General features: G+C 60.7%; 17 protein-coding genes and 2 tRNA genes. 7 read left to right on the plus strand and 12 right to left on the minus strand.

Annotated elements, in window-relative coordinates; translation table 11 throughout:
• Nucleotides 1–16 precede the first annotated feature (16 nt).
• A complete protein-coding gene (gene azu / locus V6F91_RS13565; RefSeq protein ID WP_332765194.1) occupies nt 17–460 on the minus strand; it encodes an azurin in 444 nt (147 codons plus the stop codon).
• Between the two features lie 339 nt (nt 461–799).
• On the opposite strand from azu, the gene V6F91_RS13570 reads away from it, so the two are divergent.
• Nucleotides 800–1387, plus strand: coding sequence for a TIGR00730 family Rossman fold protein (locus V6F91_RS13570; RefSeq protein ID WP_332765196.1), 588 nt, complete (start codon nt 800–802; stop codon nt 1385–1387).
• A 67-nt stretch (nt 1388–1454) separates the two neighbouring features.
• A complete protein-coding gene (locus tag V6F91_RS13575; protein ID WP_332765198.1) occupies nt 1455–1652 on the plus strand; it encodes a hypothetical protein in 198 nt (65 codons plus the stop codon).
• 200 nt (nt 1653–1852) lie between these two features.
• Here the strand turns inward: V6F91_RS13575 and V6F91_RS13580 are convergent, their stop codons facing one another.
• From V6F91_RS13580 to V6F91_RS13595, 4 genes are all read right to left on the minus strand, one after another.
• Complete coding sequence (locus V6F91_RS13580) at nt 1853–2743, minus strand: transglutaminase family protein (protein ID WP_332765200.1); 891 nt, start codon at nt 2741–2743, stop codon at nt 1853–1855.
• Nucleotides 2743–5229 carry a circularly permuted type 2 ATP-grasp protein gene (locus tag V6F91_RS13585; protein ID WP_332765202.1) on the minus strand — a complete coding sequence of 829 codons (2487 nt, stop codon included), beginning with the start codon at nt 5227–5229 and terminating at the stop codon, nt 2743–2745. The genes V6F91_RS13580 and V6F91_RS13585 overlap by 1 nt, the downstream gene beginning before the upstream one ends.
• Before the next feature lie 70 nt (nt 5230–5299).
• Nucleotides 5300–8593, minus strand: a complete 3294-nt coding sequence (locus V6F91_RS13590) for a transglutaminase family protein (protein ID WP_332765204.1) — start codon at nt 8591–8593, stop codon at nt 5300–5302.
• 391 nt (nt 8594–8984) lie between these two features.
• The gene (locus V6F91_RS13595; RefSeq protein ID WP_332765206.1) at nt 8985–11297 is read right to left on the minus strand and encodes a YgiQ family radical SAM protein; all 2313 of its coding nucleotides are present in this window, start codon (nt 11295–11297) and stop codon (nt 8985–8987) included.
• 486 nt (nt 11298–11783) lie between these two features.
• On the opposite strand from V6F91_RS13595, the gene V6F91_RS13600 reads away from it, so the two are divergent.
• Nucleotides 11784–14147 carry a hypothetical protein gene (locus tag V6F91_RS13600; protein ID WP_332765208.1) on the plus strand — a complete coding sequence of 788 codons (2364 nt, stop codon included), beginning with the start codon at nt 11784–11786 and terminating at the stop codon, nt 14145–14147.
• Nucleotides 14148–14199: 52 nt separating this feature from the next.
• On the opposite strand, the gene dnaB is transcribed toward V6F91_RS13600, so the two are convergent.
• The 7 genes from dnaB to rnr form a co-directional block, all read right to left on the minus strand.
• Nucleotides 14200–15597, minus strand: a complete 1398-nt coding sequence (gene dnaB, locus V6F91_RS13605) for a replicative DNA helicase (RefSeq protein WP_008016882.1) — start codon at nt 15595–15597, stop codon at nt 14200–14202.
• A gap of 120 nt (nt 15598–15717) precedes the next feature.
• Nucleotides 15718–16164, minus strand: a complete 447-nt coding sequence (gene rplI, locus V6F91_RS13610) for a 50S ribosomal protein L9 (RefSeq protein ID WP_003221136.1) — start codon at nt 16162–16164, stop codon at nt 15718–15720.
• 18 nt (nt 16165–16182) lie between these two features.
• The gene (locus V6F91_RS13615) at nt 16183–17076 is read right to left on the minus strand and encodes a hypothetical protein (protein WP_332765211.1); all 894 of its coding nucleotides are present in this window, start codon (nt 17074–17076) and stop codon (nt 16183–16185) included.
• A gap of 36 nt (nt 17077–17112) precedes the next feature.
• Nucleotides 17113–17343, minus strand: a complete 231-nt coding sequence (gene rpsR / locus V6F91_RS13620) for a 30S ribosomal protein S18 (protein ID WP_002551829.1) — start codon at nt 17341–17343, stop codon at nt 17113–17115.
• Between the two features lie 29 nt (nt 17344–17372).
• Nucleotides 17373–17795 carry a 30S ribosomal protein S6 gene (gene rpsF, locus V6F91_RS13625; RefSeq protein ID WP_016771938.1) on the minus strand — a complete coding sequence of 141 codons (423 nt, stop codon included), beginning with the start codon at nt 17793–17795 and terminating at the stop codon, nt 17373–17375.
• Between the two features lie 238 nt (nt 17796–18033).
• Nucleotides 18034–18798 (minus strand): 23S rRNA (guanosine(2251)-2'-O)-methyltransferase RlmB, encoded by a 765-nt coding sequence (gene rlmB, locus V6F91_RS13630; RefSeq protein WP_090280791.1) that lies wholly within the window; start codon nt 18796–18798, stop codon nt 18034–18036.
• Nucleotides 18795–21425 (minus strand): ribonuclease R, encoded by a 2631-nt coding sequence (rnr, locus tag V6F91_RS13635; RefSeq protein ID WP_332765216.1) that lies wholly within the window; start codon nt 21423–21425, stop codon nt 18795–18797. Before rnr ends, rlmB begins: the two co-directional genes overlap by 4 nt.
• A gap of 226 nt (nt 21426–21651) precedes the next feature.
• Between rnr and V6F91_RS13640 the strand changes: the two genes are divergently transcribed.
• The 4 genes from V6F91_RS13640 (at nt 21652) to V6F91_RS13655 (ending at nt 24766) form a co-directional block, all read left to right on the plus strand.
• Nucleotides 21652–21738 (plus strand) — tRNA-Leu (locus tag V6F91_RS13640).
• Nucleotides 21739–21918: 180 nt separating this feature from the next.
• Nucleotides 21919–22005, plus strand: a tRNA-Leu gene (locus V6F91_RS13645).
• A 185-nt stretch (nt 22006–22190) separates the two neighbouring features.
• Nucleotides 22191–23201, plus strand: a complete 1011-nt coding sequence (locus V6F91_RS13650; protein ID WP_332765218.1) for an extracellular solute-binding protein — start codon at nt 22191–22193, stop codon at nt 23199–23201.
• Nucleotides 23201–24766 (plus strand): iron ABC transporter permease, encoded by a 1566-nt coding sequence (locus V6F91_RS13655; RefSeq protein ID WP_332765220.1) that lies wholly within the window; start codon nt 23201–23203, stop codon nt 24764–24766. Before V6F91_RS13650 ends, V6F91_RS13655 begins: the two co-directional genes overlap by 1 nt.
• Nucleotides 24767–24815: the final 49 nt, after the last annotated feature.

Genomic DNA, 24815 nt, shown 5'->3' on the forward strand with positions numbered 1-24815 from the left:
AGAACGATGACTCGGATTACTTGACGACGATGGTGCCTTTCATCATCGAGATGTGGCCCGGGAACGAGCAGAAGAAACCGTAGCCGCCATCAGCCACTTTCGATACGTCGAAAGTCAGCGAGTCGGTTTCCTTGGCGCCGATGATCTTGGTGTGCGCGATGATGCGCGCATCGCCTTCCTTCAAGTAGTTTTTGTCGATACCGGCTGCCAGGCCGTCGGTCGCGATCGGCTGCATGTCGGCTTCTTTGCTGATCACCAGGTTATGGCCCATGACGTTTTTCGGCAGACTGCCGGAGTGGGTCAGTTCGACGATGAACGTCTTGCAGCTCTTGTCGATCACGATTTCCTTGGTGTTGAAGGACATCTGATCGGTGGAGTCAACGGTGGTTTTGCACTCGGCGGCCATTAATTGGCTGCTGGCCAGCGCCAGCACGGATACCGCAACAACTTTGGAAAACATGGTGAATCTCCAAGGCAGGGTTAACAAAAGCACTAGTGGTGGAAAGACTGCCTGAAATCTTCGCAAGTTCCTATGACTTGTGTCAAAAATTGTATACAACTTTCAGGCTATGACACTCATGGAAACAATCTAACGGCCAATTCAGGCGGCCGCACTTATGATCGGCCCATCAACCGAGACGGAGTACGATCATGTTCATCAACGGTCTGTTACGCAGTTTGCTCGCCGCCTACGCCTGTGGCGCCAGCGGTACGTTCGAATCACCTGAGCGCGAAGTCTAGCCCTTGGATCAAGGCGTGCCAGCCATTACCCTGTGACGGATCGACTCAGGAGTAAGGCATGTCTCTGAAATCCGTTTGTGTGTTTTGCGGTGCCAATGCGGGCGCTGATCCGGCTTACAGCGAAGCGGCCGTGGCCCTCGGCCGGGCACTGGCCGAACGTCAGCTGACGCTGGTTTACGGCGGCGGTGCCGTCGGTTTGATGGGCATTGTCGCCGACGCCGCGCTGGCCGCTGGCGGTGAAGTGATCGGGATCATTCCGCAAAGCCTGATGGACAAGGAAATCGGCCACAAAGGCCTGACGCGTCTGGAAGTCGTCGACGGCATGCATGCGCGAAAGGCCCGGATGGCCGAACTCAGCGATGCCTTTATCGCCCTGCCCGGTGGCCTCGGCACGCTCGAAGAGCTGTTCGAAGTCTGGACCTGGGGCCAGCTCGGCTACCATCCCAAGCCGCTCGGCCTGCTGGAAGTGAACGCTTTCTACAGCAAACTTACCGATTTTCTCGACCATATCGTCGGCGAAGGCTTCGTTCGCGCGCCACACCGTGACATGCTGCAAGTGAGCGAATCGCCGCAAACCCTGCTCGACGCCCTTGATCTATGGCGGCCGACCGTCACGCCCAAGTGGGTCGACCAAAAACCCGGTTAACCCCCCGGCACCGATACAGGGCAGAATATGCGCCGCTCAACCTCACCTTCGACCTAGAGGATCGCCCATGGCCAAACCCAATTACTCCTTCGCCAAACGTCAACGAGACCTGGCAAAGGAACAGAAGAAAGAGGAAAAGCTTCAGCGCAAGAAACAAACCGCTGAAGAAGCGGCACTGAACCCTGACGGTGAAGTGGCGACGCAAGATGATGTTGATGCACCCGATGCACCCGATGCACCGAAAGACCAGGCGCCCGACGCCTGAGCCCCACCGGGTTTGATCAGTGCATCGAACCCTGCGGATTTGTGACAGGGCTGGCGGTTCTGCTGCCGGCCCTCACAGTCAACGACACACAAAAATTCCCCTGTGGGAGCGAGCCCGCTCGCGAAAGCGTCAAGTCAGCCAACCCATTCCTATCTGATACACCGCGTTCGCGAGCAGGCTCGCTCCCACATTTGAAATCATCAATTCTGCGGCATCACCGTGACACTCACTTGCGGGTCATGATTGCCGCCCCCCAGAATCACCCCGCGCAACGGTGAGACATCGGAAAAATCCCGCCCCCACGCCAACGTGATGTGCTCCAGCGCCGGCTGCACATTGTTGGTCGGATCGAAATCCACCCAGCCCAGCACCGGACAGAACACCGACACCCAGGCATGCGAAGCATCGGCGCCGATCAGCCGTGGCTGTCCCGGCGGTGGCTGGGTCAGCAGATAGCCGCTGACATAACGCGCCGCCAACCCCCGCGAGCGTACGCACGCCAGCATCAAGTGCGCAAAGTCCTGACAAACCCCGCGCCGGCGTTCCAGCACTTCCACCAGCGGCGTCGCCACCTGGGTCGCCTCGGCATCGAAGGTGAATTCGCTGAAGATTTTCTCCATCAAGTCTTGCACGCCCAACAGCAACGGCCGGCCGGGCGGGAAACAGCTGTGTGAAAACTCGACGAAGCTGCGCTTGAGATGCACATACGGCGACTGGAACCGATAACGGCAAGCTTCGAGCACACCGGCAGGCAACGGCTGACTGCTGTAGGTCAGCGCATCGCGGGTAAGCTCCCAAGCGGGCGATTGATGGAAATCCAGCGCCGGCCGCGCCAGTACCTCGACGGTCAGCCGTGCGCCGACCTGCAGTTGGTCATGCGGGCGCTCGAACGCCAGGCGGGTCAGCGGATTGCCGAATACATCCCGTTCATCGCGGCGCGACGTAGGCTGCGGGCTAATCAGCAATTGCTGCTCAGTGCAGCGCTGCCAGGCGCACTCACGCGGCCACAGATGCGCCAGTTGTTGCGCCAGCGAAACCGGGCTGTCGTAGTGATAACAGGTGTCGTGGAAGATCTGGTAACGAGCATTCATCAGACGGACACCGTGCGCTGGCTGACATCATCGACGTGAGCAAAATGCCGCAGCGCCAATCGATCGGAAACCTGGCCGCTGGCCTCGGCGATGTCCTGCAGCAGATCGGCCAGTCCCTCGAGCGCAGCGCGCACGCTGGACTCACCAAACAACGGATTTTCCAGGCAACCCAGATCGAACCGTGCCAGACGCTCGACCAGTTTCGGCAGGCCGGCCTCCCGTGGCACGCCGAAATCATCGTTCAGGCGCTTCAGCGTGCGCGTCACCAGTTTCAGCTGGAACAGCACCGCATGCGGGTTTTGCTCATCGAGCAGCAGCAAGTCGAGCACCGGGATCAACTGCGCCACGGCCAGATAGCGTGAGCGGTAAGTGATGCTGCTGTTACCCAGCTCCAGCAGCCATTCCAGCCCGGCCTGATCACAGGCCCCGGCGCCGCGCAAAAATGCGGCGAGGCTGCTGCTGAGAAACTGCAGACGCTCGATGCGCCGGCCAATCATCAGGAAGCGCCAGCCCTCATCGCGGGTCATGTCATCCAGAGCGAAACCGGACAGCGCCGCCAGCGACATCACCAGACGGTTGAGGAAATCCAGCAATTCGGCAAAGTCCGGCTCATCGGTCTCCAGCTCCATCGCTTCGCGCTGCAATTCCACCAGCGCCTGCCAGTTCTCCCGCGAAAGCTTGCCGCGCACCTGTGACGCCGCCCACTGCAAACGCTGCAGGTTGGAACGCAGGCTGAATGACCAGTCGTCGCCGAGTAAGGCTGCGAGCAGGCGTTCCGGCAGTTCGCCTTCGTCGGGCAGCAGCGACAGCCGCTCGCCGAGATCGACCGCGGCCTGCAGCGCTTGCGGGTCATCGCCATCGACATGCCGGGCGAGCATGATCCGCAGCAGACGCGCGCTGTCATCGCAGCGCTCGCAGTAGCGACCAAACCAGAACAGGTTCTCCACGACCCGCGACGGCAGGTACGGATCACGCCGCACCAAATCATGGACGCCGACATTACGCTGGCTCTTCCATTGTTCGCCATTCGGCGGCCGGTCACCGAGCACCCAGGTGTCCTTGCTCGCCCCGCCACGCTGCATCGACACCACCTCGGCATCGGCTTCGGCGGCGACCCGGGTCAAACCGCCGGGCAGTACCCGATAGCCATCAGCGCTGGCCACCGCGTACATGCGCATGCCGATGGCCCGCGGCTGCAACTGGCCTTCGTCGGCTTGCCAGACGGGCGCCTGGGACAGCTGCGCCAATTCCTGCGCGACATAGGCGTAGGGCCGGGCCTGTATGCGCGCGGCCAGCTCGACACGTTGCGGCTCAGTCAGATCGCGACCGAACACCGGGGCGAAACTTTGCGAGGGAAACGCCGGTTTGATCAGCAGCTGCGGCAGCTTTTCCAGCGCCTGCGCGAGCACCGGCGCTTCGCCGCACCACCACGTCGCAATCGACGGCAGGATCAGTTCTTCGCCAAACAGGTATTGATTGATCTTCGGCAGAAATCCGAGCAACCCCGGCGACTCCAGTACCCCGCTGCCCAGCGCATTGGCCACCAGTACCCGGCCTTGCCGCACTGCTTCGAGCAGGCCGGGCACGCCAAGCGCCGAGTCCGTACGCAGCTCCAGCGGGTCGCAGAAATCATCATCGAGCCGACGCATGATTGCGTGCACCCGGCGCAGGCCGCTCAGGGTCTTCAGGTAGACCGTGGCATCGCGCACCGTCAGATCGCCGCCCTCGACCAAGGGATAGCCGAGCTGGCGAGCCAGGTACAGATGTTCGAAATAGCTTTCGTTAAAGCGCCCCGGCGTGAGCAACACTACCAACGGCGCGTCATCCTCGCACGGCGCCTGCCGCGCGAGGGTCTCTTGCAAGGTGCGGAAAAAACCGGCCAGATGCTGCACCTTGAGATCGCGGTACAACTCGGGGAACGCGCGCGAGACGATGGTGCGGTTTTCCAGGGCATACCCGGCGCCGGACGGCGCCTGGGTGCGATCAGCCGTGACCCACCAGCGCCCGTCCGGAGTCCGTGCCAGATCCACCGCGTACAAGTGCAAAAAGGTCTGTTCCGCGGTTGCGACGTGCTGGCACGGCCAGAGGAAGTTGTTGTGTCCAAATACCAGTTCCGCTGGCAACAGACCTTCGCTGATCAGCCGCTGAGGGCCGTACAGGTCGGCCAGTACCGCGTTGAGCAGGCGCGCGCGCTGGGCGATGCCGGCGGACAACTGCTGCCATTCATCCGCAGCAATCACGTGTGGCAGCAGGTCCAGTTCCCACGGCCGATCCGCGCCTTTGGGGTCGGCATAGACGTTATAGGTCACGCCGTTTTCCTGAATCTGCCGCGCCAGCAGTGCCTGGCGCTGAATCAACTGCGCCGGGGTGCTGCGCTGCAACTGATCGAACAGCCGCTGCCAATGCGCGCGCACCGCTCCACTGCCGTCGAGCAGTTCGTGATAAGTGCCCGCAGTCAGCGGGTAGCGGTCTAGCAGGTCAGGCATGGAAAGCTCGGCAGACAGCAAGGAACGGTCAGACTAACGCAGGCACATGACGCCCGGATAGACGAAAAATCTACTCGTCGCGCAGGACACGGAAACGTCGCAAATCGAGGGTCATCGGCAGCTCGTCAGTGATTTCGACAGGGGGTGCCAAAAGTTTCCCCGGCGTGTGTCCGACGCGGAAAAACCGCGCCATGCGCCGGCTCTCCGCTTCGTTGGCGTTGACCGGAAACGTCTCGTAATTGCGCCCACCGGGATGCGCAACGTGATATTGGCAACCGCCCAGCGAACGGCCCATCCAGGTGTCGAGCAGGTCGAACACCAGCGGTGCGTGCACCGGGATCGTCGGTTGCAGGCAGTTGGCCGGTTGCCAGGCGCGATAGCGCACGCCGGCGACGAACTCGCCGACACGCCCGGTCGGGTGCAGCGGCACGGCAACGCCGTTGCAGGTCAGCAGATAGCGCTGCGGCGGCAAGCCGTTGAGCTTGACCTGCAAACGCTCCAGCGATGAATCGACATAACGCACCGTGCCGCCTGCCGCGCCCTCCTCGCCCAGCACATGCCAAGGCTCCAGCGCCTGACGCAGCTCCAGCTCGATGCCGTTGACCGCATAATCGCCGACCTTGGGAAAACGAAACTCCAGGTGCGCGGCGAACCATTCGGCGCGCAACGGATACCCGGCGTTATTGAGTTCAACGATGACGTCGGCAAAGTCCTGCTCGATAAAGTGCGGCAGCAGAAACCGATCGTGCAGTTCGGTGCCCCAGCGTGCCAGTTTCGGCGGCGCATAAGGCTCGCGCCAGAACCGCGCCACCAGCGCCCGCAGCAAGAGCTGCTGGGCCAGGCTCATGAGCGCATGCGGCGGCATTTCAAAGGCGCGCAGTTCCAGCAGGCCGAGGCGCCCGGTGGCGCCGTCCGGCGAATAAAGTTTGTCGATGCAGAATTCGGCGCGATGGGTATTGCCGGTGACGTCGATGAGCAAATTGCGCAGCAGACGATCAACCAGCCACGGCGCGCAGGCTTCGCCCGGTGCAGGCATCTGCGCGAAGGCAATTTCCAGCTCGTACAACGAATCGTTGCGCGCCTCGTCGACCCGCGGCGCCTGGGAGGTCGGGCCGATGAACAAGCCGGAGAACAGATACGACAACGACGGATGGTTGTGCCAGTAACTGATCAGGCTGCGCAACAGGTCCGGGCGACGCAGGAACGGTGAGTCCGCCGGCGTCGCGCCACCGAGCACGAAATGGTTACCGCCACCGGTGCCGGTGTGGCGGCCGTCGATCATGAATTTCTCGGTGGTCAGCCGGGTTTGCCGTGCCTGTTCATACAGAAATTCGCTGCGTTCGACCAACTCGCTCCAGGTCGCCGAGGGCTGCACGTTGACTTCGATCACGCCGGGATCAGGGGTGATACGGAAGTTACTCAGGCGCGGATCGCTCGGCGGCTCATAGCCCTCCAGCAGCACCGGGCAATGCAGTTCTTCGGCGGTGGCTTCGATGGCCGCAACCAGTTCAAGATAATCCTCGACCCGCTCCAGTGGCGGCATGAACAGATACAAACGCCCTTCGCGCGCCTCGGCACAAAATGCCGTGCGGGTCAGCCAGTCGGCGGATTCGTCGATGCCCGGCGCACGCTCGTCAGCGGTCGCGGCCTCAGCGTGCCGGTTGAGCTGCGCGGCGTCTGGAAGCTCGGGGAAGTCCTGATTCGGATCCTGCGCGTGAATGAAGGGATATTCGGCCGCTTTCACCCACGGCTGCGAAGCCAGCGGCAGACGATAACCGAGCGGAGAATCCCCCGGCACCAGCCGGCAATGTTCCTCACGCAGATACCAGCGCCCGCTCTGCCACTGATCGCCCTTGGCGGTGCGCGCCAGCGGCAGCACCTGGCCAATCACCTTGTTCAACCCCTGACTGAAGACCTTGCGCAGGCGTGCGCGCTCCAGCGGCTCCTCCAGACGTGAATCTTCGGCGCTGACATTGCTCGGCAACGCACCTTCGCGCCACAGGTAATAGAAATTGTCTTCGTAGGCTGGAAAGACAAAACGCGGCGGCAATTTCAGCCGTTCGGCGACACTCGCCAGAAAGCGCCCGGCCAGTTCGCCGTCGGCGCCGTAGTCTTGCTGCTCGTCGGCGATCAGTGCGGTGTTGTGCCAGATCGGCACGCCGTCGCGGCGCCAATAACAATTGAGCGACCAGCGCGGCAATTGCTCGCCGGGGTACCACTTGCCCTGGCCGAAATGCACCAGCCCCTGCGGCGCGTAGTGCGTGCGCATACGCTCGAACAGTTCGGCGGAAAGACGTCGTTTGTCGGGCCCCAGCGCGGCGGTGTTCCACTCGGCACCGTCCGGATCGTCGATGGAAACGAACGTCGGTTCGCCGCCCATGGTCAGGCGCACGTCACCTTCCAGCAGGTCGGCATCGATCTGCCGCCCCAGCGCCTCGATCGCCCGCCATTGCTCGTCGGTATACGGCTTGGTGACCCGTGGAGCTTCCCAGATGCGCTCGACCGACATTTCATGGCTGAACTCACATTCACAGGGTTCCACCAGGCCACTGATCGGTGCCGCCGAGGACGGATCGGGACTGCAAGCCAACGGGATGTGCCCTTCACCGGCAAACAGCCCTGAAGTCGCATCCAGACCGATCCAGCCGGCGCCGGGCAAGTACACCTCGCACCAGGCATGCAGGTCGGTGAAATCCACCTCGGTGCCGGACGGGCCATCAAGGCTTTTCACGTCGGCGGTGAGCTGGATCAGGTAACCGGAAACGAACCGCGCCGCCAGCCCGAGGTTGCGCAGCAATTGCACCAGCAGCCACGCCGAATCGCGGCAGGAACCGGAAGCGTGTTCGAGGGTGTGCTCCGGGGTCTGCACGCCCGGCTCCATGCGGATCAGGTAACCGATGTCTTCGCTCAGACGCTGGTTAAGGGCGACGAGAAAATCCACCGCCGGTAATGGCGTGCGGTCGATGGCGTCCAGATACGCTTTGAATTTTGGCGTCAGCGGCAGAGTTTCGAGGTACGGCGCCAGCTCTTTGCGCTCGTCGGCGGCATAGGCGAACGGGATCTTTTCGGCGTAAGGCTCGAGGAAGAAGTCGAACGGATTGAACACCGCCATCTCGGCGAGCAGGTCGACTTCGATGCGCAGCTCATCGGTCTTCTCGGGAAATACCAGGCGCGCGAGGTAATTGCCCTGCGGATCTTGCTGCCAATTGATGAAATGCTCCTCGGGCGAGACTTTCAGCGCATAGGACAAAATCCGCGTGCGGCTGTGGGCAGCCGGGCGCAAGCGCACGATCTGCGGGCCGAGTTCGACAGCGCGGTCGTAGCGATAATGCGTGACGTGGTGCAATGCGACATGAATCGACACGGCGTGCCTCCTGCGAGCCTGGGCGTATTGGAAAGCGCGCAAGACTTATGCCATGCACAGGCTTGCGCACTTTCGCGGAATGCTCAGGGCAGTACAGCACCAAAATCGGGCGACGCGAGGAAATGCTTTGGGCAGATTGCACGTAAATGTTGCTAAGAGCCCCTCACCCTAGCCCTCTCCCAGAGGGAGAGGGGACCGACCGAGTTGATTATGCGAGCTACACCGACCTGAAACTTCGAGTCGAACTTCGATTCTGAAAAGCACAGCGATCGGCTCCCTTCCCCCTCGCCCCCATGGGGGAGAGGGCTGGGGTGAGGGGGATGGATCTTGCGGCCTATATAAATCCAACGGCAGAAATGCAAAACGCCAACCCGAAGGTTGGCGTTTTCTTTTAACGAGGCACCACCGGCTTGCGCGTCGGCTTCGGCCCTTTGCCTTTGGCGGCGTCCTTGCGTTCCTTGGCGGCCTGCTGGTTGCGGGCGAATGCCGCAGCCTTGGCTTGTTCACGCTTGTCCCACGGGTTGCCGCCATCACTGGCACGCGGCGGCAGGCCGTTGTGCTGGGTGAGGATCTTGGTGGTCTTCTCTTTGCCTTCCTTCGCCACTTTATGGCTGCCGGCCGGCGTCGAGTTCTTGCGACGCGCGCTTTGATAACTGTCGGTGGCCGGCTGATGGGCCGGGATCAGTTGATCCTTGCCCGGGCCGATCAGATCGCCACGGCCCATGCGGATCAGCGCTTCACGCAGCATCGGCCAGCCTTTCGGGTCGTGATAACGCAGGAACGCCTTGTGCAGACGACGCTGATCCTCGCTCTTGACGATGGTCACGCCGTCGCTCTTGTACGTCACCTTGCGCAGCGGGTTCTTGCCCGAGTGGTACATCGCGGTGGCGGTGGCCATCGGCGACGGGTAGAACGCCTGCACCTGATCGGCGCGGAAGCCGTTGCCCTTGAGCCACAGCGCCAGGTTCATCATGTCTTCGTCGGTGGTGCCCGGGTGAGCGGCGATGAAGTAGGGAATCAGGTACTGCTCTTTACCCGCTTCCTTGGTGTACTTCTCGAACATGCGCTTGAACTTGTCATAGCTGCCGATGCCCGGTTTCATCATCTGGTTGAGCGGACCTTCCTCGGTATGCTCCGGGGCGATCTTCAGGTAGCCGCCGACGTGGTGGGTCACCAGCTCCTTGACGTATTCCGGCGACTCGACCGCGAGGTCGTAACGCAGGCCCGACGCGATCAAAATCTTCTTCACGCCCGGCAACGCACGGGCGCTGCGGTACAGCTGAATCAGCGACGAGTGATCGGTGTTCAGGTTCGGGCAGATCCCCGGGAACACGCACGACGGCTTGCGGCACGCGGATTCGATTTCCGGGCTCTTGCAGGCGATGCGGTACATGTTCGCGGTCGGCCCGCCGAGGTCGGAAATGACCCCGGTAAAGCCCGGAACCTTGTCGCGGATCTCTTCGATTTCGCGAATGATCGATTCTTCGGAACGGTTCTGGATGATCCGGCCTTCATGCTCGGTGATCGAGCAGAAAGTGCAGCCACCGAAGCAGCCACGCATGATGTTCACCGAGAAACGGATCATGTCGTAGGCCGGGATCTTTTCCTTGCCGTACGCCGGGTGCGGTACGCGGGCGTAAGGCATGCCGAACACGTAGTCCATTTCTTCAGTGGTCATCGGAATCGGCGGCGGGTTGAACCAGACGTCGATCTCGCCGTGCTTCTGCACCAGCGCACGGGCGTTGCCCGGGTTGGTTTCCAGGTGCAGCACGCGGTTGGCGTGGGCATACAGAACCGGGTCGTTACGGACCTTTTCCATCGACGGCAGACGGATCACGGTCTTGTCGCGGGTCATCCGCGGGCTGGCCAGGATCTGTACGACCTTGGCTTCCTGCGGGTCTTCGACCGGGCCCTTTTCCTGTTCGATGGCGCAAGCCTGAGTGTCCTGAGTGTTGACGTACGGGTTGATGATCTTGTCGACCTTGCCCGGACGGTCGATGCGCGTGGAATCGACTTCGTACCAGCCCTGCGGCGTGTCACGGCGAATGAACGCCGTGCCGCGTACATCGGTGATGTCTTCGATCTTGTGGCCGTAGGACAGACGCTGGGCGACCTCGACGATGGCCCGCTCGGCGTTGCCGTACAGGAGGATGTCGGCGCTGGCGTCGATCAGGATCGAGTTGCGCACCCGGTCCTGCCAGTAATCGTAGTGGGCGATGCGGCGCAGCGAAGCTTCGATGCCGCCGAGTACGATCGGCACGTGCTTGTAGGCTTCCTTGCAGCGCTGGCTGTAGACCAGGCTCGCGCGGTCCGGACGCTTGCCGGCCATGCCGCCGGGCGTGTAGGCGTCATCGGAACGGATTTTCTTGTCCGCGGTGTAGCGGTTGATCATCGAGTCCATGTTGCCCGCTGCGACGCCGAAGAACAGGTTCGGCTCGCCAAGCTTCATGAAGTCGTCTTTGGACTGCCAGTTCGGCTGGGCAATGATCCCGACGCGAAAGCCTTGCGACTCCAGCAGCCGGCCAATGATCGCCATGCCGAACGACGGATGATCGACGTAGGCATCACCGGTAACAATGATGATGTCGCACGAATCCCAGCCAAGCTGATCCATCTCCGCCCTGCTCATCGGCAGGAATGGCGCTGGTCCGAAACATTCGGCCCAATATTTTGGATAGTCAAATAACGGCTTGGCTGCTTGCATGTCGACGACCGGTGTTGAAGTGAAAAATCGCGGGCGCGGAATATAGCACAAATTTTGACCAATTCCGACGACAGTGGTCGGTTTCTCTCGCTAGCTGCGCCACGCGTCAGTAAAGCATTTTCGCCCCCGCCGTTTGCACCTGACACACCTGGCAGCGCAAGACGCTGCCTGCATGACCGCGTCCACTGGCAGGAAGCCAAACGACAACCCTCCCCGACCTCTGCCGGGGATTAATGATCAAGGATGGAAAACATGCCTGCAAAACCGCCCATTCGAGGCACCGTATCGGTCGATGTCCACACACGCCCCGGTTCATCACCACAGGGGCCGGCGCTACACCCCGACGGCACGCTGCGATTCACTCCAGACGTGGAAATCCAATCGGGCAGACCCGTGGCCGACGGCGACCTCGACGCAATCCGCCCGGCTCCTGCACTCGCCATCAAGGTACAGCCCGCGCCCCTCGTGACTGAAACCCCGACACCCATGACGCACCCGCTTGAGTATTACCGCCTGGCCACTTCTGACGCGCTGCCAGCAGCAGACGCATCGGGCTTGCGCACACACAAAGGCCGCCGCTATGCCGACCTGAGCGACGGCGGCATCGTCCTGGTCGGGCTGGATGCTGACAGCGGATTGCTGCGCGCAGGGCTGGCCAGCGAGCGTAGCGCTTCCGGCCCGGTCCTGCTGCGCGATGCTGACAGCGGGCTCTGGCACATAGCTGATGATGCTGAAGTTACCGGCCTGCCATTGACCGAAACAACTCTGCGCGACTGGCGCACGGAGCTGGATTTCAGCACTGCCCGGCCGGACAGTGACGGTTTGTTCAGCCACGATGGCAAACGCTATGTAGTCATTCACGACCACGCCTATCAGGCGCTGCTCGATACGCAGGCGTCGACGCCTGCGCAAACGGTCTGGCGCATCGTCAAAGCCAGGGACGCAGTGGCCACGGACAGCGAAAACGTTTACCACGCCAGCCGCAGCGGCGAGTCCCGCGCCATCACGCGCAACGCGCAAAACGCCTGGGTGCTGGTTTCCCCGGGACTGAGCGGTGGCATGCGCCGCCGTGAGACGGCTCAGGCCAACATGGCAATACTGTTGCAACGTTATGCGCCTTTTGCCGCCGCGCATCAGGAACTGGTCGACTCCGCCACGCGCTTCGACAGTCTCTGGAGCGAGGCTCGTGCGCAAGCGGACGGCAGCGCAGGGAAAACCGCAACCCTGATCGCCGTCGAAGTTCATTTGCTCAAGCACATCAGAAAGCAGACGGATTTCATCCAGTCCATCGTCGATAACAAGGACTGGATGATTCATCTGAAAGCCGGCGGGGTTTACAAGGAAGAGCTGCACACGTTCCGCCTGGACCGCGTGCGTTATCTGAACCGGCTCATGGCCGTCATGGACCTGCGCGCCGCTCCGGCGTTCGCGACGCTGAGTGCAGACACCTGCAAGAAAATGATCACCCACCTGAACAAGAAACTGAAGCTGCTCGAGGACCGCCAGGGCGTCATGGAACAGGTCAGGAAAGCTTCCCCCGGCGCCGAGCCCACACTGATCGAACTCAGCCAGGAAGTGCCCACCGCCGAGCGCATCAACTTCAACAAACTGACGCTGTACGTCCATCTGTTTGCCGGCACGCCAGACCATTCGCCCAATACCACTATGCCTTCGCTGGCTTCCATCGATCTGGTCACCGGCGAACTGAAGAACATCCCGGAACGCTCGCACCCCCTGGCATTGATGCTGACGCTTGATCAGATCAGAAGCGACAGAAGTCGTTTTGAATCACAGGCGTCTGCCGAGGGAGTGAAAGCTGAGTATGCGCGGGAAATCATCGCATTGATCAACCCGATCGAAATCCGTATCGAAACCCGGCTGAACGAACTCTTCGCCACGTTCGATCGCAATACCGAACTGCCGAACCTGGATCAGAACATCGATTTCAGCTTTCTGCCGCCCCGGCCAAACGACAGCGTGACGACCGCGCCGCCGGTGACCCGCAAGGTGTTCCGCACCCGCCGCCATGGCACCTCCAGAGTCCTCATCGGCGACACCGAAATCGCTGCGGACGGCAGCGTCGTCATCAAGGTCGCCAACCCGCTGCAACCCCACGGCCCGGCCGAACGCTATGAGCAGCGCCACGGCGAATGGCTGCCTGTTCACCCGCCCATCGCCCACACACCGAAACCGCAGCTGATTGCCGAAGGCAACCAGCTGTTGACGCAGTTCGAAACGCACAGCGCCGACGCCAGAGCCAGAGAGGCGCAAAAGGACAACCCGACCGAAATTCTTGAAGACCTGGAAAAAGCCGTCGAGACACTGCGCGAGCAGGCCAGACGCCTTCAAAACCTCGAAAAAGCGCAACACGATGCTGAACTCACAACCTTCGTCGAGCGCTTGCAAAGCGCCGCCGATACCTTGTCCGCGCAAGGGCAACAGCTGCTGGTGCGGATGTACAAGAACAAGGAGGTGCTGGACATCATGCGTCTGAACTGGCTGCTCGATCACGCCGAGCTCAAAGCACTGAAAACGGTTGACCGCAAACAGCTGGGCAAAGGCAAGGAGAAATCCTTTCTCGACGTTTACTCGATCAGGGATCGCGCTGACGATGCGCCGTTGTGGGAAGCGCATTTTCATTATGAAAAACAGAGTAGCGAGCCACTGAACTTCACCATCAGGGGTAGCCATCTGAAAACCCTGGAACAGAGCAAGCGCGGCAGCGAGTCGCAACGCCGCGACGAGCAGGCTGGCCTGCCTCACGTGGCCATCTGGCGCCAGACCTTCGACGGCAGGACCGCGAAAAGGATTTTCGTCCTCGCCAGTGAAGCAGCCGCAGCAACCCGCTGATTCAATCAAACCGGCAATGATGCCAAACCGACCGACGGTGTTCGGCCAGCCCTTACTCGTCGTCGTCGAAGTTGTAGCTACCCGGCGCGAGGTTCTCGAAACGGGTGTATTTACCGATGAACGCCAGGCGGATAAAGCCGATCGGACCGTTACGCTGCTTGCCGATAATGATTTCGGCGATGCCTTTGTGCTCGGTTTCCGGGTGGTACACCTCGTCCCGGTATACGAACATGATCACGTCGGCGTCCTGCTCGATTGCACCGGATTCACGCAAGTCGGAGTTCACCGGGCGCTTGTTCGGGCGCTGTTCGAGGGAGCGGTTGAGCTGCGACAGGGCCACTACCGGACAGTTGAATTCCTTGGCCAGGGCTTTCAGGGATCGAGAGATCTCGGAAATTTCGTTGGTGCGGTTATCACCACTGGAGCCCGGGATCTGCATCAGTTGCAGATAGTCGATCATGATCAGGCCGACGTCACCGTGCTCACGCACCAGTCGTCGGGTCCGCGCGCGCATTTCCGACGGGCTGATGCCGGCGGTGTCATCGATGAACAGCTTGCGGTCGTTGAGCAGGTTGACCGCCGAAGTCAGGCGCGGCCAGTCGTCGTCTTCCAGTTGGCCGGAACGCACCTTGGTCTGGTCGATACGGCCGAGCGACGAGAGCATACGCATGATCAGCGATTCGCCTGGCATCTCGAGGGAGTACACCAGGACGGCTTTCTCGCTGCGCAACACGGCGTTTTCCACCAGGTTCATCGCGAAGGTGGTCTTGCCCATCGACGGTCGGCCGGCGACGATGATCAAGTCGGCCGGTTGCAGGCCGCTGGTCTTTTCGTCGAGGTCGGTGTAGCCGGTGGACAGGCCGGTGATGGCATTGTCGGTGTTGAACAAGGTGTCGATACGATCGATGGCCTTGGTCAACAGCTCGTTGACGCCAACCGGGCCGCCGGTCTTCGGCCGCGCCTCGGCGATCTGGAAGATCTGCCGCTCGGCTTCGTCGAGGATCTCTTCAGCGGTACGGCCTTCAGGGTTGAAGGCGCTGTCGGCGATTTCGGTACTGATGCCGATCAACTGGCGCAACGTCGCACGTTGGCGGACGATTTGCGCATAGGCCTTGATGTTGGCGACCGATGGCGTGTTTTTCGCCAGCTCGCCGAGATAACCGAGACCGCCCACCTGGGACGTCTGACCTTCCTTGTCCAGTTGTTCGGACAGGGTCACGACGTCGATCGGCATGTTCTGATCGGCCAGTTTGGCGATCGCACGGAAGATCAGGCGGTGGTCATGTCGATAGAAATCGCCGTCGGAGACTTGATCAAGCACGCGTTCCCAGGCGTTGTTGTCCAGCATCAAACCGCCGAGTACGGCCTGTTCGGCCTCGATGGAATGTGGCGGCACCTTCAGGGCAGCGGTTTGCAGATCGTATTGCTCGGGAGCGGAGATATCGTTCATGGCCACTTGATAATCAGGTGAAAAGCAGGAATTCAGAAAGACAAAGGGCACGACCTGTAAACAGGATCGTGCCCGATGTTAACCGCCTGACGGACAAGCCGCCAGCCGATCCGGTGTTGCTTAAGCTGCTACCACGACAACGCGTACGGTGGCTTCAACTTCGGCGTGCAGGTGCACGGCTACGTCGAATTCACCCACGTTGCGGATGGTGCCGTTCGGCAGACGAACTTCGCTCTTCTGCACTTCAACGCCGGAAGCGGTCAGTGCGTCAGCGATGTCGTGAGTACCGATCGAACCGAACAGCTTGCCTTCGTCGCCAGCGGTGGCAGTGATGGTCACTTCCAGCTCGGCCAGTTGGGCAGCACGGCTTTCAGCCGATGCCTTACGGTCTGCGGCGGCTTTTTCCAGCTCGGCGCGACGCTCTTCGAACGCAGCCAGGTTGGCAGCGGTCGCAGCGGTAGCCTTGCCGAAAGGCAGCAGGTAGTTACGGCCGTAACCGGCCTTAACGTTTACTTTGTCGCCCAGGTTGCCCAGGTTGGCGATTTTTTCCAGAAGGATCAGTTGCATGTGAAAATCCTCTAACTTTTAACCTTCACCGTTCGCGCTGTCGGTGTCTTTCGACACGTGACGACCGCGAAAATCAATCAGGCTGTCGACAATGGCCAGAACCACGAGCAACGGATAGATCAGCTGCATGAACAACAGCAGCGTGACGTACAACCCCACCAGCCAGAAACCGGCCAGTCGCTTCTGCCCGACCAGCCCGTGAATCAGGGCCAGCCCGGCGAACACCAGCGGTACACTGCACAACGGCGTCAACATGGCCATCTGTGCACCGAGATTCGGGCCCAGAAGCATCAACGCCAGCAGTAACATCGCCGGCCCCAGCGGAATGCGGATGGCGCGAAACTCGCGACCAAAACCGCCCGGGTTGTACAACAACGCCTGCCAATGCCGCCCGACAATCAGGCTCAGCACGCTGACGATTTGCAACAATGCCGCAATCAGTCCGGTCAGGACGGGTGCGATCAGGGACGCGAAACGCGCTTGCTCATCCACCGACAATTGCTTGTAGGTTTCACCGAGAAGCGCTGGCATGACCTTTATCAAGGCCTGCGCGAGCATCTCGATCTGGGCCGCAAACGCGACCCCGAGCACCACTGAAAACACCACGCCCATTGCTACGCTGACCAGCAGCGTACGGACCCAGGACTCGCTTGCGCGCAAAACCAGCGCAAGCCCCGAAGACCCCAGCAGCACCAGAAGTGCCCGTGGGTCATCGGCATACAGCCACCAGACTAACGCCGGCAGCAGCCCCAGAGACAGAACACCCAGGGCGTCCGTCAGACCGCGCCGCAGCAGCACAAGGCTCCCCGCGGCAGCACCCAACCAATACAACAACGGCAATGTTGCACATCCGGCCACCACGAGAGTGGCCTGCATACGGCCGCGCATGATGAACTCAGCTAAGGCGCGCATGCATTCAATCCTTTGCTACTTGTCGACTGCCCGGTCTCAGCGGCCGTGGCTGTCGGTGTAGGCCAGCAGGGCCAGGAAGCGGGCGCGCTTGATAGCGGTGGCCAGCTGACGCTGATAACGAGCTTTGGTACCGGTGATGCGGCTTGGAACGATTTTGCCGGTCTCGGATACGTAGGCTTTCAGAGTGTTGAGATCTTTGTAATCGATCTCTTTCACGTCTTCAGCGGTGAAGCGGCAGAATTTACGACGACGGAAGAAACGTGCCATTTGATAGGCTCCTTAATAAGGTCCGTGGATTACTCGTCAGCGTTATCGCTGTTGTCGCTGTCATCACTGTCGGTGCCTTCGGCGCCTTCGTGCTCAGGACGGTCGCGACGCTCACGGCGCTCACTGCGGTTTTCTTCAGCCTTGAGCATCTCGGACTGGCCAGTAACGGCTTCGTCGCGACGGATGACCAGGTTACGGATCACTGCATCGTTGTAGCGGAAGTTGTCTTCCAGCTCGGCCAGGGCCTTGCCAGTGCACTCAACGTTCAGCATCACGTAGTGAGCCTTGTGAACATTGTTGATTGCGTAGGCCAGTTGACGACGGCCCCAATCTTCCAGACGGTGGATTTTGCCGCCGTCTTCTTCGATCAGCTTGGTGTAACGCTCAACCATGCCGCCGACTTGCTCGCTCTGATCCGGGTGGACCAGAAAGATGATTTCGTAATGACGCATGAATGCTCCTTACGGGTTGTAGCCTGCCGCTCAAAAACGGTCAGACAAGGAGTGAATGACACTTATGGACTTGCTGGCCCGGGGCACATGCGTGCCTGCCGCCACAGCAAGGGGCGCAATTGTAGAGAAGGGACCGCGGGGGTGCAAGGTAATTGGTGAATAAATGAACAGCAGCTATGAGCTACAAGCCTCAAGCTGCAAGCGGACCGCTTTTGACTTGAGGCTTGAGGCTTGCAGCTTATGGCTTGCGCGAAGCGCGCGCTTTGGCGCCACGCTGGCGCTGGGCTTCGAACAGGCAGACGCCCGTTGCCACGGAGACGTTGAGACTGCTGACGCTGCCAGCCATCGGCAGGTTCACCAGATAGTCGCAATGTTCGCGAGTCAGGCGACGCATGCCTTTGCCTTCGGCGCCCATGATCAGAATGGTCGGGCCGGTCAGGTCCTGGTCATAAATGCTGACTTCGGCCTCCCCCGCCGTACCGACTACCCACAGGCCGCGCTGCTGCAGTTTCTCCAGCGTACGAGCGAGGTTGGTAACCGCCACCAGCGGGATTACTTCCGCCGCGCCGCAAGCAACTTTACGCACCACAGGCGTCAGGGTCGCCGACTTGTCTTTCGGTACGATCACCGCCAGCGCGCCAGCCGCATCGGCCGAGCGCAGGCAGGCGCCGAGGTTGTGCGGGTCGGTCACGCCATCAAGCACCAGCAGCAGCGGCGCGCCTTCGGTGCGATCGAGCAACTCGTCGAGCATCGCTTCGCCCCAGACCTGGCTCGGACTCACTTCCGCTACCACACCCTGGTGCACGCCTTCGACCCAGGCGTCCATTTCGCGGCGCTCGGCCTGGCCGACCTGAACACGATTTTCGTTGGCCAGCTCAACCAGAGTCTGCACACGCGGATCGTTGCGGCTTTCCGCCAGCCAGATCTGCTTGACGCGTTTCGGGTGGTGACGCAGCAAAGCTTCTACCGCGTGAACGCCGTAGATTTTTTCCAACTGACTCATGACTTCGCCTTCGGTTTACGGGCTCCGCCACTTTTGGCTGGAGCGGAACCCGCTTTTGGCGGGCCCTTGCGGTGCTTGCTCGGTTTGGCTGGCTTGCCGCCGGTCACCTTGTCAGGCGCCGACCGTCCGGTCTTTCCCCCAGACGCCGCTTTACCACCGCTTTTCGCATCGGCGAGCAAGGCCTTCTTCATTTCGCGGCTTTTACGCAGCTCGGCGTTTTTCGCCACAGCGTCGCTCGGGCGATAGGCTTCGGCAACCTTTTCCTTGGCCGGACGGCGGCTGGCGCTTTTCGCCGGAGCCTTGTCTTCCGAAACCCTGGCAGCCGGTGCAGCGGTTTCAGCGCCACGCTTTTTCCGACCGATCGGCGCGCTGATGGTTTTTTCTGCCATCTCGAAGTCGATCTTGCGCTCGTCGAGATCGACGCGCATAACCCGCACTTCAACGGTATCGCCGAGGCGGAAGCTGCGACCGGTGCGTTCGCCTGCCAAGCGGTGATGCACAGGGTCGAAGTGGTAGTAATCACCCGGCAGCGCAGTCACGTGCACCAGGCCTTCGACGTAGATATCGGTCAGTTCGACGAACAGACCAAAACCGGTCACCGCGGTGATCACGCCCGGGAACGACTCGCCGACGCGATCCTTCATGAACTCGCACTTGAGCCAGTTCACTACGTCGCGCGTCGCTTCGTCGGCGCGGCGTTCGCTCATCGAGCATTGCTCGCCGAGCTGTTCCAGCGCCGCTTCGTCGTACGGATAGATACGCGCCTTCGGAATGGTCATCGCACCGGCACGGCGAACGTGCGGGGTATCCTGCTTCGAATGGATCACGCTGCGGATCGCGCGGTGCGTCAGCAGGTCCGGATAACGACGGATCGGCGAAGTGAAGTGGGTATAGGCTTCGTAATTCAGGCCGAAGTGGCCATCGTTTTCAGCGCTGTACACCGCCTGGCTCAGCGAGCGCAGCATGACGGTCTGGATCAGATGAAAATCCGGACGATCCTTGATGCCCGCCAACAAGGCCTGGTAGTCCTTCGGCGACGGACCGTCCTTGCCTTTATGCAGGGACAGGCCAAGCTCGCCCAGGAACGCGCGCAGTTTTTCCAGACGCTCCGGCGGCGGACCGGCGTGAACGCGATACAACGCAGGAATTTCGTGCTTCTTGAGGAATTCGGCGGTGGCCACGTTGGCCGCCAGCATGCATTCCTCGATCAGCTTGTGCGCGTCGTTGCGGATAGTCGGACGGATTTCGGCGATCTTGCGCTCGGAACCGAAGATGATCCGGGTTTCCTGCGTTTCGAAATCAATAGCACCACGTACGTGACGGGCCGCCAGCAATACTTTGTACAGCGCGTAAAGCTGCTTCAGATGCGGCACGACGTCGGTGTACTCGCCGCGCAGCTTGCGCGCTTCGGCCACCTTCGGCGTTTCCAGCATCGCGCTGACCTTGTTGTAGGTCAGACGGGCGTGGGAGTGAATCACCGCCTCATAGAAGCAGTAGTCGGTCATTTCGCCAGACTTGGAGATGGTCATCTCGCAGACCATGGCCAGACGATCAACCTGCGGGTTCAGCGAGCACAGGCCGTTGGACAATTGCTCCGGCAGCATCGGAATCACGCGCTCGGGGAAGTACACCGAGTTGCCGCGCACCTGCGCTTCGTTGTCCAGCGCCGAACCGATTTTCACGTAACTGGAAACGTCGGCAATCGCCACGTACAACTTCCAGCCGCCGGAAAACAGACGCAGCTTGCCCGGTTTGGCTTCGCAGTAAACCGCGTCATCGAAGTCGCGGGCATCTTCGCCGTCGATGGTGACGAACGGCAGATGGCGCAGGTCAATGCGCTTCTCTTTGTCTTTTTCTTCAACTTCCGGCTTGAGCTTGCCGGCTTCCTTCAGTACGGCTTCAGGCCAGACGTGCGGAATGTCGTAGGTACGCAGGGCGACATCGATCTCCATGCCCGGCGCCATGTAGTTGCCGACCACTTCGACCACATCGCCTTGCGGCTGGAAGCGCGGCGTTGGCCAGTGGGTGATTTTCACCTCGACGAACTGACCGATCTGCGCGTTGGCGTTGCGGCCCGGCGTAACCAGCACTTCCTGCTGGATCTTCGGGTTGTCGGCAACCACGAAGCCGATGCCGCCTTCTTCGAAGTAACGACCGACGATAGTTTCGTGGGCGCGGGACACCACTTCAACGATCACACCCTCGCGACGACCGCGACGGTCGAGGCCGGAAACACGCGCCAGCGCACGGTCGCCATCGAACACCAGACGCATTTGCGCCGGGCTCATGAACAGGTCGTCGCTGCCGTCGTCCGGCACCAGGAAGCCGAAACCGTCACGGTGACCGCTGATGCGACCGAGGATCAGATCGAGCTTGTCCACTGGCGCATAGGTGCCACGACGGGTGTAGATCAGTTGAGCGTCGCGCTCCATGGCGCGCAGACGGCGGCGCAGGGCTTCGATCTGGTCTTCGGTCGTCAGACCGAACTCTTCGACCAGTTGCTCGCGGGCAGCCGGCGAACCACGATCGGCGAGATGCGCCAGGATCAGTTCGCGGCTAGGAATAGGGTTTTCGTATTTTTCCGCTTCACGAGCGGCCTCGGGATCGAGGGACTGCCAATCGGCCATTAGAGAGTTTTCACCTTGTCTATATGCGGGTTAGTTTGGCATAGGCGCCATGAAACGGGAAATTTCCGGCTATATAAGGCGCAACTGATGCCATGATCTGCCGTCCGAAAGCCATTTTGACCACCACCGGTAAAAAAAATCATATTTTTTGCCGACAGGGGTTTACAGCCAAAAAGACCCTCCGTATAGTGCGCGCCATTGACGACGCAGATGCGTTGACGATACTGCCCAGATGGTGAAATTGGTAGACACGCCAGCTTCAGGTGCTGGTGACCTTACGGTCGTGGAAGTTCGAGTCTTCTTCTGGGCACCAATTTCGAGCTTGAGACTAGATCAGTTTCAAGGCTCACACAAAACCCGCGAAAGCGGGTTTTTTGCATTCTAAGCCCGGGTTTTCTTAAAACCGATTTATTAAAATTAAATCAGGGGTTTACAGATCAAAATGCGCTCCGTATAGTGCGCCACATCAACAGCGGCAACGCTCGAGATGATTGCCCAGATGGTGAAATTGGTAGACACGCCAGCTTCAGGTGCTGGTGACCTTACGGTCGTGGAAGTTCGAGTCTTCTTCTGGGCACCAATTCAAATCCAAGGTTCAGGCCTTGAATTTCACAGAAACCCGCGAAAGCGGGTTTTTGCGTTTCTGGCTTCCGTAAATTCCAACTCACACCCCACGTGCCGATCGGACCGCGAAGCGCACTTGAGAAACAATATCGTTTATCATTGTTGCAAGTTTTTGCAATGCGACAGTGAGGAACCCTGCGAATGACGTTTCGAAATACCCTGCGCCGAGGCCTGACCTTCACCCTCCTCGGCCTGGCGCTCGCCACTCCCCTCACCCAGGCAGCCGATGCGGTTTCCCTGACCCTGTACAACGGCCAGCACAAAGAAGTCGGCGATGCGATCGCCAAGGCTTTCGAAGCCAAGACCGGCATTCATGTCAACGTTCGTAAAGGCAGCAGCAATCAGCTCGCCAGCCAGATCATTGAAGAAGGCGACCGCTCCCCCGCCGACGTGATCTACACCGAAGAGTCGCCGCCGCTGAACAACCTCGGCGAACAAGGACTGCTGGCCAAGGCCGATGACGCAACTCTCGCGGTATTGCCGGAAAAATACGTCGCCGCCAACGGTACCTGGATCGGCGTCACCGCTCGTGTGCGCGTGGTTGCGTTCAATCCGAAACTGATCGACGAAAAAGACCTGCCGAAATCGGTGATGGAATTTTCCGAGCCGCAATGGCAAGGCAAGGTGGGTTTCGTGCCGACCAGCGGCGCATTCCAGGAACAGGCCGTGGCGATCATCAAGCTGCACGGGCGTGACGCCGCCGAAGAATGGCTGACCGGCCTGCGCGCGTTCGGCAAGACTTACAGCAACAACATGGTCGCGCTCAAAGCCGTGGAAAACGGCGAAGTCGCCACCGTACTGGTGAACAACTACTACTGGTTCGCCCTGCAACGGGAAAAAGGCCAGCTCGATTCGCAACTGCACTACTTCACCGGCGGTGACGCTGGCGGCCTGATCACTGTATCCAGCGCTGCGGTGCTGAAATCCAGCAAACATCCAAAAGAAGCCCAGCAATTCCTCGCCTACATGGCCAGCGAAGAAGGTCAGCGCGTGATCACCCAGACCACCGCCGAATATCCGCTGCACAAAGGCATGGAATCGGATCGCGGGCTCAAGCCATTCAGCGAGCTGGAAGCACCGAACGTGACGCCGGCCGATCTGGGCAATGCCGAGGAAGCGCTGGAACTGGAACGCGAAGTTGGCTTGAACTGATGACAGCATCGTTATCCGCCCCCGCCGCGCGCGGGGGTTACGTGCCAAAACGCAAACGGCCATCAATCTGGCTGCTGCTACCCGTGTTGCTGCTGGTGGTGTTGAGCCTGTTGCCGCTGGCCTATGTCGGGCTCAAGGCGTGGCAGGCGGGTTGGGCCGAGGCGCTGCATTTGCTGTGGCGCCCGTATGTGTTTGGCTTGTTGCGCAACACCCTGGCGTTGATGGTCGGTGTGACGCTCACTTGCGGCGTGATCGGCCTGTCGCTGGCCTGGCTGCTGGAACGCAGCAATCTGCCGGGGCGGCGTTTGTGGGGCGTGATTCTATGCCTGCCGTTCGCAGTGCCGGCGTTTGTCAGCAGCTTTACCTGGGTTTCGCTGAGCGCACAGTTCGAAGGCCTCGGCGGGGCCATTCTGGTGATGAGCCTGTCGAAGTATCCGCTGATTTTCTTGCCGGTCGCGGCGACGTTGCGCAACCTTGATCCTTCACTCGAGGAGTCCGCACGCACACTGGGGCAGAATCGTTGGGGCGTGTTTTTCCGCGTGACCTTGCCGCTGCTGTGGCCATCGCTTTTGGCCGGCTCGCTGTTGATTGCGCTGCACATGCTGGTGGAGTTCGGCGCGCTGTCGATCATTGGCCTGCAAACTTTCACCACGGCGATCTATCAGCAGTTCGAGCTGGAATTCAGCAACGCCAACGCGGCGATGCTCTCGGCAGTACTGCTCGCGCTGTGCCTGCTGTTGCTGTGGCTGGAACTGCGCGTGCGTGGCAAGGGCCGGCATGTGCGCACCGGCCAGGGCGCAGCGCGCCAGGCCGAACAGGTCCACCTGGGACCATGGGCGGCACTCGGTCAGTTGTATTGCCTGGCGTTGGCGATTGTCGGCAGCGGGATTCCACTGGGAATGCTCGCTTACTGGCTGGCGGTTGGCTCTTCTGCGGCGTTTCCGGTCGCGGCGATTACCGAAGCGCTGTTGTCATCGCTGGCATTGTCACTGGGCGGCGCGGCGCTGTGTCTCGTATTGGCGGTTCCGGTAGGACTGCTGGTGGTGCGCTACAAAGGCCAACTGGCGATCTGGGCCGAGCGTCTGCCGTATCTGCTGCACGCGCTGCCGGGACTGGTAATTGCCCTGACGCTGGTGTATTTCGCCCTGCACTACGTGCCGGTGCTGTATCAGACCTCGGGACTGCTGCTGATTGCTTATGCACTGCTGTTTCTGCCGCTGGCGCAGGCGCCGATCCGCACCGCGCTGAACAAGGCTGCACCCCAGCTTGAGGAGGCGGCGCGCACGCTAGGGGCTTCGTCGTTCTCGGCTTTTTGCCGGGTGACACTGCCAATCATTTTCCCGGCACTGGGCGCGGCGTTTGCGTTGGTGTTTCTCGATGCGATGAAGGAATTGACGGCGACGCTGCTGTTGAGTCCGACCGGACTCAATACGCTGGCGACTGAGGTCTGGGCGCATACGGCGAATGTCGAGTTCGCGGCGGCGGCGCCTTATGCGGCGTTGTTGATTGTGGTGTCGGGGTTGCCGGTTTATCTGCTCACGACGCGGATGTATCTGAGCCGTTAATACCGCTTTCGCGAGCAGGCTCGCTCCCACAATGGATTGAGTTTCCCTG

Source organism: Pseudomonas koreensis (genome assembly GCF_036668835.1).
In the GTDB taxonomy this organism is placed as follows: Bacteria; Pseudomonadota; Gammaproteobacteria; order Pseudomonadales; family Pseudomonadaceae; genus Aquipseudomonas; species Aquipseudomonas koreensis_I.

Excerpts from the sequence above, each read along its gene's own strand:
- rpsR (WP_002551829.1), bottom strand. The coding sequence starts at position 17,343 with ATGGCACGTTTCTTCCGTCGTCGTAAATTCTGCCGCTTCACCGCTGAA.
- V6F91_RS13595 (WP_332765206.1), bottom strand. The coding sequence starts at position 11,297 with ATGCAAGCAGCCAAGCCGTTATTTGACTATCCAAAATATTGGGCCGAA.
- rpsF (WP_016771938.1), bottom strand. The coding sequence starts at position 17,795 with ATGCGTCATTACGAAATCATCTTTCTGGTCCACCCGGATCAGAGCGAG.
- dnaB (WP_008016882.1), bottom strand. The coding sequence starts at position 15,597 with ATGAACGATATCTCCGCTCCCGAGCAATACGATCTGCAAACCGCTGCC.
- V6F91_RS13655 (WP_332765220.1), top strand. The coding sequence starts at position 23,201 with ATGACAGCATCGTTATCCGCCCCCGCCGCGCGCGGGGGTTACGTGCCA.
- rplI (WP_003221136.1), bottom strand. The coding sequence starts at position 16,164 with ATGCAACTGATCCTTCTGGAAAAAATCGCCAACCTGGGCAACCTGGGC.
- rnr (WP_332765216.1), bottom strand. The coding sequence starts at position 21,425 with ATGGCCGATTGGCAGTCCCTCGATCCCGAGGCCGCTCGTGAAGCGGAA.
- V6F91_RS13585 (WP_332765202.1), bottom strand. The coding sequence starts at position 5,229 with ATGCCTGACCTGCTAGACCGCTACCCGCTGACTGCGGGCACTTATCAC.
- azu (WP_332765194.1), bottom strand. The coding sequence starts at position 460 with ATGTTTTCCAAAGTTGTTGCGGTATCCGTGCTGGCGCTGGCCAGCAGC.
- V6F91_RS13580 (WP_332765200.1), bottom strand. The coding sequence starts at position 2,743 with ATGAATGCTCGTTACCAGATCTTCCACGACACCTGTTATCACTACGAC.
- V6F91_RS13570 (WP_332765196.1), top strand. The coding sequence starts at position 800 with ATGTCTCTGAAATCCGTTTGTGTGTTTTGCGGTGCCAATGCGGGCGCT.
- V6F91_RS13575 (WP_332765198.1), top strand. The coding sequence starts at position 1,455 with ATGGCCAAACCCAATTACTCCTTCGCCAAACGTCAACGAGACCTGGCA.
- V6F91_RS13615 (WP_332765211.1), bottom strand. The coding sequence starts at position 17,076 with ATGCGCGCCTTAGCTGAGTTCATCATGCGCGGCCGTATGCAGGCCACT.
- rlmB (WP_090280791.1), bottom strand. The coding sequence starts at position 18,798 with ATGAGTCAGTTGGAAAAAATCTACGGCGTTCACGCGGTAGAAGCTTTG.
- V6F91_RS13600 (WP_332765208.1), top strand. The coding sequence starts at position 11,784 with ATGACGCACCCGCTTGAGTATTACCGCCTGGCCACTTCTGACGCGCTG.
- V6F91_RS13650 (WP_332765218.1), top strand. The coding sequence starts at position 22,191 with ATGACGTTTCGAAATACCCTGCGCCGAGGCCTGACCTTCACCCTCCTC.